Here is a 10,032-nt window from a genome sequence, read left to right on the forward strand (position 1 = left end):
TTAAGTTTGCTTATCGCGCTGGCACAAAAAAACGTTCTTCCACAGCACTTGCAGACAACGGCTTGCTAAAATAATAGCCCTGAATCTTTCTGCACGAATTGTCCGTTAAAATATCCAGCTGATCCTTCGTTTCAATTCCCTCCGCAATAACTTCCATATTCAAATGCATAGCCATCGCAATGATCGTTGAAACGATCGCTCTATCATCGCTGTTATTTGTAATATCACGGATGAAGGAGCGATCTATTTTAACTTTTTGAATCGGGAACATTTTCAAATAACTGAGTGAGCTGTAGCCTGTCCCAAAATCATCTAAGCTAATGCGAATACCATATTCATTCAATTGATTCAAAATGCTGCTGGACAATGCAGCGTCCATCATCATGCTTTCTGTTATTTCCAGCTCTAAATATTTCGGCTCCAATCCCGTTTCCTGCAGTATAGCCATAATATAATCCGCAAGTTTAGGCTGATGGAATTGTTGCGAAGATAAGTTGACGGATATAGGGATAAGCGGACCTCCCTGTACATGCCACATCCGCATTTGTTTGCAGGCTTCGCGCAGTACCCATGTTCCCATTTCATAAATGAGACCGGTCTCCTCCGCAAGCGGTATAAAGACGCCTGGACTTAGCAGCCCCCTAGTTGGATGCTGCCAGCGTACAAGCGCCTCCATCCCAATCATCGCACGATCCTCTGTTCGGATTTGCGGCTGGTAATGGAGCAGCAGTTCCCCTCGTTCGATCGCTTTTCGAAGATCGCCCTCTAATTCGATTTTTTCTTGCAGCACTCGGTCGAGCTCGCCAGTGAAAAATTGATAATCGTTTTTACCTTTTTTCTTCACTTCATACATCGCTGTATCGGCATTTTTGAGCAGCTGTACAGCATCCTGTCCATGGCTAGGGAACAGTGCAATTCCGATACTTGCGGACACATAAAAATCGCTGTCCTTTAATCGATACGGTGCTTGGATGCAGCTGATGATCTGTTCCGCTAACCGCTTAATCGTATCTTGCGTTTCATAATTGCGGCACAGCAGCGTAAACTCGTCTCCGCCCATGCGGGCAAGCATAACGTCTTGCCCTGCGATAGCTTGTTGAATGCGTCCGCTAACTTCCTGCAAAAACTGATCGCCGACCATATGCCCGAGTGAATCATTTATAATTTTAAAACGGTCGATATCAAGCACCATTACAGCAAAATGCGAATCGCTTGTACTGCTCTGTTCAATGGTCTCTGCAATCGCTTGATTAAATTTGCGACGATTCGGCAAACCTGTCAATTCATCATGGAAGGCTAAATGATTGACTTTCAGCTGCGCCCGCTTCTCAGCGGTTATATCTTTAAAAATAATATAGCTGCCTACGACTTCACCATCCACAACAACCGGTACATTAGCTACGTTGAGCTCAATTCTCATGCCGTCAGCACGGATGATGGCGGTTTCGTGATTCAAAGTCTCCCCCGCAAAGGATCTTTGAAACATTTGCTTCACACGTTCTTGATCTTCATGAACAATAATCCCGCTTAACGTGGATATCGATTGATGCATAACCTGCTTGCTGCTGAAACCGGTTATCTTCAAAGCATTCGTATTATGACTAGTCACACGGTAATGCAAATCAACAGACACGATGCCATCCTGACTATTTTCATACAAGGACTTGTACCATTTTTCATTTTGTTCAATTTCTGAGTCCTTATGGGCAAATCGCTTCGATATATAGATTCCAAACAAAGATAATCCAAGTGTAAAAAATATACCTAACGCAATAATGTAGGCCAGCCACGTTTGGTCCAAAATAACGCCAAAAAACAAAGCAGTCTTATTGCTAGTATGAAAATTAGCTGCGACCATTCCTGTATAATGCATGCCAACTATCGCAGCCCCCATAATAGCGCCGCTTCCAAGCTTTTTCCACCATTGTCCTTTCTGTCTATCCTTACGGAAATAAAACGATAGCCAAAGAGCTGCAATGGATGCGACAAATGCGATAAGAATAGAGAGCATAACGATAATCGGATTATAGGTTATATGTATAAGCATTGCAGACATGCCAACATAGTGCATGATCGTAATGCCTGTGGCAAGCAATAATCCGCCAGCTAGCAATTGCGATCTCGAAAGTTCACTACGACCGACAACATACAGCGCAGTAAAAGCCGCTCCTATCGCTGCAATTACCGAGATAAGCACGATAACCAAATCATATTTTATAGGGAAAGGAAGCTTTAACGCGAGCATGCCGACAAAATGCATCGACCAGATTCCCATCCCCATAGAAGCCGCTCCAAACATCAGCCAGCTTAGCTTTGTGCTTCCTTTGGAGGTACTCACTCTTCCTGCAAGATCCAGTGCTGTATATGAAGCCATGACTGCTATAATATAAGAGAAAATAACTAATAAACTATCATAGGTTCCATGAACATGCTCCATTAAATCCCCTCTATTCTATGTAAGATGTTTATCTGCGAGAGCATTCTTATATTATACAATAATGTTTTGAAACATTTTTGAAAATTTCGATGATGGCTAGACATGCAACGACCGCATAACTAAACAAATAAGAGCCTCTCCCACATAGTGGAGAAGCCCTTCTTACAACCTTTATGAAGTTAAGATACAGCTTTATTTCTCCGTTTGCATTGGCCCTTGCTGCATGACTTATAGTTGCCTGTAAAATCAAGCCGATGATCCGTCACTTTAAAGCCATACTCCCGTTCAATTCGCTGCTCAAGCTCGAGCAGCCAATCCTCTTTAATTTCTGTCAGTGAGCCGCATTCATCACATATTAGATGATGATGCATATGCTCATGATCCTCACCGCGAAGATCATAGCGGGCTACACCATCCCCGAAATTCATTTTCTCAACAACATGAAGCTCAGCGAGCAGTTCGAGTGTCCGATATACAGTCGCTAGACCGATATCAGAATTTTTCTGCTTTACGAGCATGAAGACACCTTCTGCACTCAAGTGATCCATTTCGTTCTCAAGCAGCACTCGCAATATAATCTCACGCTGAGTTGTCAGTTTATATCCGTTCGCCATCAAATGTCGATTTATTCGATCCGTTTCTGCTGTGATGTTTAACATGCAAAGCTACCTCCTTTTATTGAAAAGCCAGTACATGAATGCATTCCACTTTATGTAAAGGCTTACTTTTAGAATGATTATAATTTAATGGTAGTATACTTTTGCGAAATTAGCAAATACCATATATTAATAAGTGTTTAACCATACTCCTTGACACAAAAATCGTATTTCGAGTATGATAAAAAAAATAGTTATTCGTAACAATTACAAATAAAAGGAGAGAACAAAATGAAAAGTGGCATACATCCCGTTTACCATCAAGTATTGTTTTTTGATGTGAGCAGCGGCTACAAATTTTTGACGGGCTCAACCAAATCGTCCAATGAAAAAATGGAATGGGAAGACGGTAATAGCTACCCGGTCATTCGCGTAGATACAAGCTCCGCTTCGCATCCTTTTTATACAGGCAAACAACGCAATACCGATAAAGGCGGACGAGTTGACCGCTTCAACCAACGATTCCAACAAAAGAAATAAAAAAATAGTAATAATAATAGCTCCAAACAGAACCGTTCAATGCGGCAATCTGTAAGGAGCTTCTTTCGTTTCTTATTTCAGCAGACAGACTACAGCACCGCAGAAATGCCGCCATCAATATTTACAGACGTACCCGTTACGAAAGATGCGGCTTCCGAAACGAGAAAACCAATAACATTTGCTGCTTCCGACGCCCTGCCAATTCGACCCAAAGGTATCCCATGGCGCTTGTCCGCTGAGAATTCATCCCAGCTAAGCTCAGGGCTCGCAGCTTGCCACATCCGCTCGATTTGAGCGCTGCGAATCAGCCCGATGCAAACTGCATTTACACGAATTTGATCCACAGCCAGATCCTTGCTCATCGCTTTGGTCAGTGCAAGGCCTGCGGCGCGGCTAACGGAGGTTGGGAGAGAGGAAGCACCCGGCGTTTTCCCGCCTATAGCTGTCACGTTGACGATAGCTCCTCCACTTGCTTTACGCATATATGGAAGTACCGCACGCGCAAAATGAACTGCTCCGAGCAGCTTCAAATCGAGGTCCGCTGTCCATGCATCAGTCTCCACCTTCTCAAAAGGCTGCGCCGCAGAAACTCCTGCGTTATTCACAAGAATGTTGACACCGCCAAAGTGTGCTGCCGTTTGCTCAACCGCTCTTGCGGCATCTTCCGGCCGACTTACATCTGCGCTGATTGCCAACGCTTCTTTGCCTGTTCGTTCCTTTATAAGTGCTGCCGCGCTGCGCAGAGACTCCTCCTCCCGTGCAACAATGGCTACCTCAGCACCTTCCTCTGCCAGCAGCAATGCTGTTGCTAGTCCAATTCCTTTGYTCCCGCCTGTAATGAGTGCGATTTTTCCTTTTAGCCCAAGCTCCACCTATAACTCCTCCTTCTCTGCTGCTTTATCGTTTAAACTTTACTTCCCAACTGCTTTGATTACCTTTTGTACCTCATGGTTTATATCAATTTCTGAATGAGCAGGTAAATTTACAATAAAAATACCGCCAAACACTTGCTGCGACTTGCCTTGGCACTCTCGAATTTTATTTTTTAATAGTTTAAGCTCTAATGAATAAATAACTTCTTTGCTTAGCAGCCAATTATGCCTGGTGAACGTTGATTTCTCTATCGTTTCTATGTACATGGATACATCCTTGAACGCTCTTACACGAATAACGTCTCCAAAGGCAACATTTTCAGTAAATACAGGATTCTCCTCAATGCGATACAGGTCATCACCCAGTTGTACAACGTCCAGTATCTCGACCTCTTGACCTACACCATCGAAGCAAAGATGTAACGGAATAAAATCTTGAATGCTTCTCACCTCTATGTTTATTTTCAGTGATGGCTCATACCATTCACTCTAGCTAATATCCACATTCGTATAATGCTCCACCGCTGGAAATGGATCATAGAAATGATGCAGCAGACTTTTCCACTCCAAATATTCCGCCGATCCGCGAAAACCAACGGTATGATCCTCCAGCGTTTCCCATCGTACAAGCAATATATATTTATTATCCTCTTCTAAGCATTTCTGAAGTTCATGACTGACATAACCGTTCATGCTTGAGATAATTTTCGATGCGGCTTTGAAATTGCTTTCAAATTGTTCGGACAGCCCTGCCTTAACCTGCAATGAAGCAACCTCTAATATCATGATAGCAACTCCTTGTTAAATATCTAGTTTTAGCAATAGCCTTGCAATCCTAATTATGATGTTATGTATATATTATAAGTGGTACTGCAAATAAGGCAAAGAGTAAATCAAATGATACAATATCTTGTTTTCCAAACTGTCTAATCGCTCCATGTGTCCATAATTTTCAGAGCGAGTTCAATTTAATCGATTCTTTCCCTTCAAATTGCGCCATCATTTACCGAAATCACCTGCGACCTTTACTCTTAATCCGTATTTTCCGTCATGATCCGACATTTGTATTTGACTATTATTTCATAAAAAAAAGCCCCAGAGAGTGGTCTCTGAGACTTCAATCGTATCCCTAAGTAGCTGGCTCCTCTTTAGGAGCGCATTTTTGAATAAGCGAGATTTGGCCTGCATGGATGCCGGTATGGTACATTAAACGGCCAACAGCCTCAAGCGGCGTTGAGGGGCCGATCGGACAGTCCACGATTTGATGCCATTTCTCCTCTGGGAGCTCTTTCATTGCATCCATAAGATGATTGTTGGAGGATTCAAGAAACGCAATAAGCTCCTGTAAATTATCGTAGGTTGCTTTGCTTCCAGCAGCACCTCTGCTTGTCGAGATCTGCAATCCCTCCGGCATGCTTTTCCCGAAGAACCAGTCTGCGAACATATATTCAACCTCAGCGTTATGTCGAAGCATATAGCCAATGGAGGATGCTCCAAGCTGTAAAGACAAATCCTGCTCCGGCAATGCTTTGACCGTTTTGTAGAATCTTTCTTGAATAGCACGCCAAATAGGCAGTACTGTTGTGATCGTCATAATAGCGTCCGCTCCTCTGCTCTTATTAAGCTTTCTTCGCTTGTGCATGCCCATCTCTTGCAACATGCTCAAATTTCTCGCCTGACAAGTCGATATCGTAAGCCTGACCGAAGCCTGCTACATAACGGCCTTCCGAAGCCGTCAGCTCAAACAAAGAGAAATCGAGGCCGCGAAGCATGCCTATCATGTTTTTGCCGAAGGTTTGCTCAAACCGTTCAAATATCTCGATATGTCCTTCATTGCCGATATTAACCGCATTACAAACGAAGCGAGCACGCTGCCTAGCAAATAAATTTGTAGTCTGCGACTCATCCTCCAGCAGCATAACGTCCACTGATGGATTGGCTTCCATGTACCGGAAATGATGAGCGATTCTGCTAATATAAATGTAGAGCTTTCCGTTGAACTTCACAAAGGGAGCATAGGAAACAAAAGGTTTTCCCTCATCGTCGATTGTACCGAGCACGACAGATTTCAAGCTTTCCGTAAAATTTAAATAATTCACCTTAATCATTTCAATATCCATCGCCTTCATTCGTCATCCCTCGCTTTTCTCATAAAACTTTTTTAATACGTGAATTCGTGGACTAGCGCTTTCGGGCATTTGCTGAATTTCTGTTTCCACACCGTAGACACTGCGAATCAGCTCCATCGTAAAAACATCCTTCGGCTTGCCAAATACATGTTTATCCCCATTCTTAATCACACAAACCCTATCGCTATAAGCGGATGCATGGTTCAAATCATGCAGCACCATTATAACCGTCAGCTTCAATTCACGATTTAGTCGTCGCACAAGTTCAAGCACTTCCAGTTGATGTGCGATGTCCAGATAAGTAGTGGGCTCATCGAGTAGAAGCACCTTAGGTCTTTGAGCGAGCGCCATAGCAAGCCATGCCTTCTGTGCTTCTCCACCAGAGAGGGATACGATGAGTCTGTCTTTAAACTCCATCATGCCCGTCTGTTCAAGCGCCCAATGTACGACCTTATAATCTTCAGCATCCAGACGCTCATACCATTTCTTATGAGGAATTCGCCCATAACCAACCAATTCCTCTACTGTCATGTCGGACGGACTGACGTTCTTCTGACAAAGCATGCACAGCATTTGCGATACTTGCTTCGTACTAAGCGAGCGAATCTCTTGATCGGCAATACAGACGCGTCCGCTAACGCATGGAATCATTCGAGACACTGCCTTCAAAATAGTCGACTTTCCCGAGCCGTTCGGTCCAATAATGGATACCACTTCTCCCTCATTCACATCGAGAGAAAAGTCGCTCACTATTGTACGATCCGCGTAACGAATATTCAACGATTGGACCTTTAACAACTTAGACCCCTCCTTTTCGCATCAAATAGAGGAAGTACGGACCTCCTGCCAATGCCATGACGATACCTGCAGGCACCCCTACAGAGCCGAAGGCAGTACGCCCAATCGTATCTGCCACTAAGAGAAGCAGTGCCCCAAGTATTAAGCTAAGCGGCAGCGTGTGGCGATAATTTGTGCCAATTAATAAACGAGCCATATGTGGCACAATTAAGCCAATAAACCCAACAAGACCTACTGTCGACACTGAGACAGCAGCTAAGTACACCGCCACAAAAGACAGGATCAAGCGGCTTCGGTTAAGGTTTTGCCCCAAGTTATGTGCTACTTGCTCGCCTAAACGTAATATATTCGCTTGCCGAATACATAGAATCGCGGCAATCCATCCAATAATCGAATAGGGCAATATCATGAGCACATCGCCCATTCCTTTTCCTGCCAAACTTCCGTTCATCCATGCAAGTGCGCCAGGCAGCTTATCGCTGTATTTAATAGAGAGCAGGCCGATCATTCCTCCAAATACCGCATTTACGGCAACACCCGAAAGAATGATGCGAACAGGTGTAAAACCTGTTTGCTTGTTCCATGCCCAAGTATAAACCATTCCGGCAGCAATACCGCCGCCAATTATTGCAGCTAACGGAATAAACGATGAATAGCTAGGCATGACTAGCATAATGAATAATACGGTAACCGCTGCCCCGGAAGAAACACCAGTTAGCCCCGGATCTGCCAGTGGATTTAACATAACTGCTTGCAGCAAAGCTCCAGATGCAGCAAGGTTCGCGCCGATTATCAAAGCAAGAAATACTCTAGGGATTCGAATATCCCAAAGCACAGAATTTGCCGCTTCGTTCCCATTGCCTAGTATCGCTTGAAAAGTAGAAGCTAGATCAAATCTTGCACTACCAAGCGCAACTGAGAACAAAATAGCCACAATCAGCAACAAAAATGAGAGAGCTAGAAGCGTGGTCGTTCTCATTTTTTTATTATCCGTCACCTCTAAGCTCCCTTTCATTAGTTATACAAAATTTTCGCCATATCTTGGTATGCATTTGGTGCATTTACTAACGAAGCTACTCCATACAAGCTATAATCAAGTGCAATCAGCTTGCCGTTTTTGAATGCGTTCAGCTTCTCCCAAGCTCCGTTCTTCTTCACATCATCTTCAAGCTGCTTCGTAACAGCAGAAGGATCACCATGAGCAACTAGCAAAATAATATCTGGATTAGCCGTTACGATGCTTTCCATATCAAGTGGTACATAAGCATCTTCTTTTTTCAATACTTCTGATAATACGTTTTTTGCTCCTAGCTTCTTCGCCAAGCTGCCTACAAAAGTACTATCGTTCATGAACATTAATGATTCAGCAGAACCGAATAGAACCATTACGCTTGGAGCATCTTTGCCTTCGGAGAGCTTAACTGCTTCCGCTTCTTGTTCGCTCAGCTTCTGCAATACTTCATTTGCTTTGTCTTCTTTCCCGTACACTCGACCTAGAACTACCGTGCTGAGTTTCAACTCGTCTAAGGAGTCCGCAGGCAAATAAGCTGTAGGTAAATTCGCTGGTTTAAAGGACTTATCCAAACTATCCTTAATGGAGCTTGGTCCAAGAATGACACCAGGCTGCAGCTTCGCAATTTGCTCTAGATCCGGCTGATGGGATGAGCCGATTCGAGGCAGGTTAACGAAAGCTTCTGGCAATTTGTTTTTCGTCGTTGGAACACCGGCTGTCTCAATTCCAAGCTCATTTAAAAGCTCAGCAATAGCTACTGATATGGTTACCGTTGATGATGGAACTTGGTTATTGAACTGTGCAATCAGTTCCGCTGCTTTTGTTTCATCTACTTCTATTTTAGAATCAGACACAGGAGCTTTCGTTGCAGCCGGGCTTGGCTGCTCTGTTGCTGTGTTTCCAGTCACCTGTTCTGGCTTATTTGCATTGTTTCCGCATGCTACCGTAGTCGCTAATAATAAAGTCATAATACCAATCTTCCATCCTGCTCGTTTCACTTTGTTTCCTCCTGTATGATAATGATAATTAGTATCATTATATTGATACCGTTTCTCATTATACAGCGAATGAAAATCATTTTCAATTAGTATTTTCGCTAAACTTTTATTTATTTAATTTTGCGGTTATTTCCCCATCCACCTTCAGACCCTCTCTTTCATTCCCATACTGGACACTAAAATTTCGAATGCCTTCCTAAGCACATTCGTCTCATCATACGCTAATCTAGAGTAAAGGACTGAAATTCATTTCAGCCCCTCCTCATCAAACCGTACGTGAGGTTTTCCCTCATACGGCTTTCCGATGTTCKTCWTTCATGTGCGTGCGAGTTATAYAAGCGTCTTTAAACCATGCATTTGRCTAAGAATCYTTACTTCATGTCCTGAACCRCGCCAGTTACTTCGCTGGCGCTTCTTTGCGTACCATTTGGTTAGCCGTTGGCGGATGTACCAATCTAGTTTRGTCATCCATTTGGTACTGTACGGTGTCGCATAGTAGTTCTTCCAGCCTTGTATTCTCAGGTTGAGCCAGTCCACGTGTTCTTGAAACGAAACGTGCCGCATCTTTGGCGGAGCAAGTCGGTCTTTCACTACCTCCCTCACATGCTTCTCTGCTTTTATGCAGAGCCATTGTTGGGTCGTGTAATAGA

Annotated in this window: 12 protein-coding genes; 1 reads left to right on the forward strand and 11 read right to left on the reverse strand. The window is 43.6% G+C overall.

Annotated elements, in window-relative coordinates:
- Positions 1-10: 10 nt before the first annotated feature.
- Both AB4Z17_RS03135 and fur read right to left on the reverse strand, forming a co-directional pair.
- Positions 11-2,437, reverse strand: a complete 2,427-nt coding sequence (locus tag AB4Z17_RS03135) for a bifunctional diguanylate cyclase/phosphodiesterase (protein ID WP_441908781.1) — start codon at positions 2,435-2,437, stop codon at positions 11-13.
- A 179-nt stretch (positions 2,438-2,616) separates the two neighbouring features.
- Positions 2,617-3,096, reverse strand: a complete 480-nt coding sequence (gene fur, locus AB4Z17_RS03140; protein WP_339207536.1) for a ferric iron uptake transcriptional regulator — start codon at positions 3,094-3,096, stop codon at positions 2,617-2,619.
- Between the two features lie 228 nt (positions 3,097-3,324).
- On the opposite strand from fur, the gene AB4Z17_RS03145 reads away from it, so the two are divergent.
- A complete protein-coding gene (locus AB4Z17_RS03145) occupies positions 3,325-3,573 on the forward strand; it encodes a type B 50S ribosomal protein L31 (RefSeq protein ID WP_076268041.1) in 249 nt (82 codons plus the stop codon).
- Positions 3,574-3,662: 89 nt separating this feature from the next.
- Here the strand turns inward: AB4Z17_RS03145 and AB4Z17_RS03150 are convergent, their stop codons facing one another.
- The 9 genes from AB4Z17_RS03150 to AB4Z17_RS03190 all read right to left on the reverse strand — a co-directional run bounded on the left by AB4Z17_RS03150 (position 3,663) and on the right by AB4Z17_RS03190 (position 9,946).
- On the reverse strand, positions 3,663-4,445 hold the full coding sequence (locus tag AB4Z17_RS03150; RefSeq protein WP_441958084.1) for an SDR family NAD(P)-dependent oxidoreductase: 783 nt from the start codon (positions 4,443-4,445) through the stop codon (positions 3,663-3,665).
- Positions 4,446-4,484: 39 nt separating this feature from the next.
- Positions 4,485-4,895 carry a DUF4265 domain-containing protein gene (locus AB4Z17_RS03155; protein WP_076268043.1) on the reverse strand — a complete coding sequence of 137 codons (411 nt, stop codon included), beginning with the start codon at positions 4,893-4,895 and terminating at the stop codon, positions 4,485-4,487.
- A 39-nt stretch (positions 4,896-4,934) separates the two neighbouring features.
- The gene (locus AB4Z17_RS03160) at positions 4,935-5,231 is read right to left on the reverse strand and encodes an antibiotic biosynthesis monooxygenase family protein (RefSeq protein ID WP_076268044.1); all 297 of its coding nucleotides are present in this window, start codon (positions 5,229-5,231) and stop codon (positions 4,935-4,937) included.
- 343 nt (positions 5,232-5,574) lie between these two features.
- Positions 5,575-6,039: a DinB family protein gene (locus AB4Z17_RS03165; RefSeq protein ID WP_441958086.1), complete on the reverse strand. Its 465-nt coding sequence runs from the start codon at positions 6,037-6,039 to the stop codon at positions 5,575-5,577.
- 25 nt (positions 6,040-6,064) lie between these two features.
- Positions 6,065-6,574 (reverse strand): HugZ family protein, encoded by a 510-nt coding sequence (locus AB4Z17_RS03170; RefSeq protein WP_430057455.1) that lies wholly within the window; start codon positions 6,572-6,574, stop codon positions 6,065-6,067.
- Positions 6,575-6,577: 3 nt separating this feature from the next.
- Positions 6,578-7,372 carry an ABC transporter ATP-binding protein gene (locus AB4Z17_RS03175; protein WP_441958088.1) on the reverse strand — a complete coding sequence of 265 codons (795 nt, stop codon included), beginning with the start codon at positions 7,370-7,372 and terminating at the stop codon, positions 6,578-6,580.
- Between the two features lies 1 nt (position 7,373).
- The gene (locus AB4Z17_RS03180; RefSeq protein WP_076268081.1) at positions 7,374-8,351 is read right to left on the reverse strand and encodes a FecCD family ABC transporter permease; all 978 of its coding nucleotides are present in this window, start codon (positions 8,349-8,351) and stop codon (positions 7,374-7,376) included.
- 35 nt (positions 8,352-8,386) lie between these two features.
- Positions 8,387-9,382 carry an ABC transporter substrate-binding protein gene (locus AB4Z17_RS03185; protein WP_441958090.1) on the reverse strand — a complete coding sequence of 332 codons (996 nt, stop codon included), beginning with the start codon at positions 9,380-9,382 and terminating at the stop codon, positions 8,387-8,389.
- 330 nt (positions 9,383-9,712) lie between these two features.
- Positions 9,713-9,946, reverse strand: coding sequence for a group II intron maturase-specific domain-containing protein (locus AB4Z17_RS03190; protein WP_441958094.1), 234 nt, complete (start codon positions 9,944-9,946; stop codon positions 9,713-9,715).
- Between the last annotated feature and the right edge of the window lie 86 nt (positions 9,947-10,032).

The sequence above is a fragment of the Paenibacillus sp. TAF43_2 genome (assembly GCF_052113545.1).
In the GTDB taxonomy this organism is placed as follows: domain Bacteria; phylum Bacillota; class Bacilli; order Paenibacillales; family Paenibacillaceae; genus Pristimantibacillus.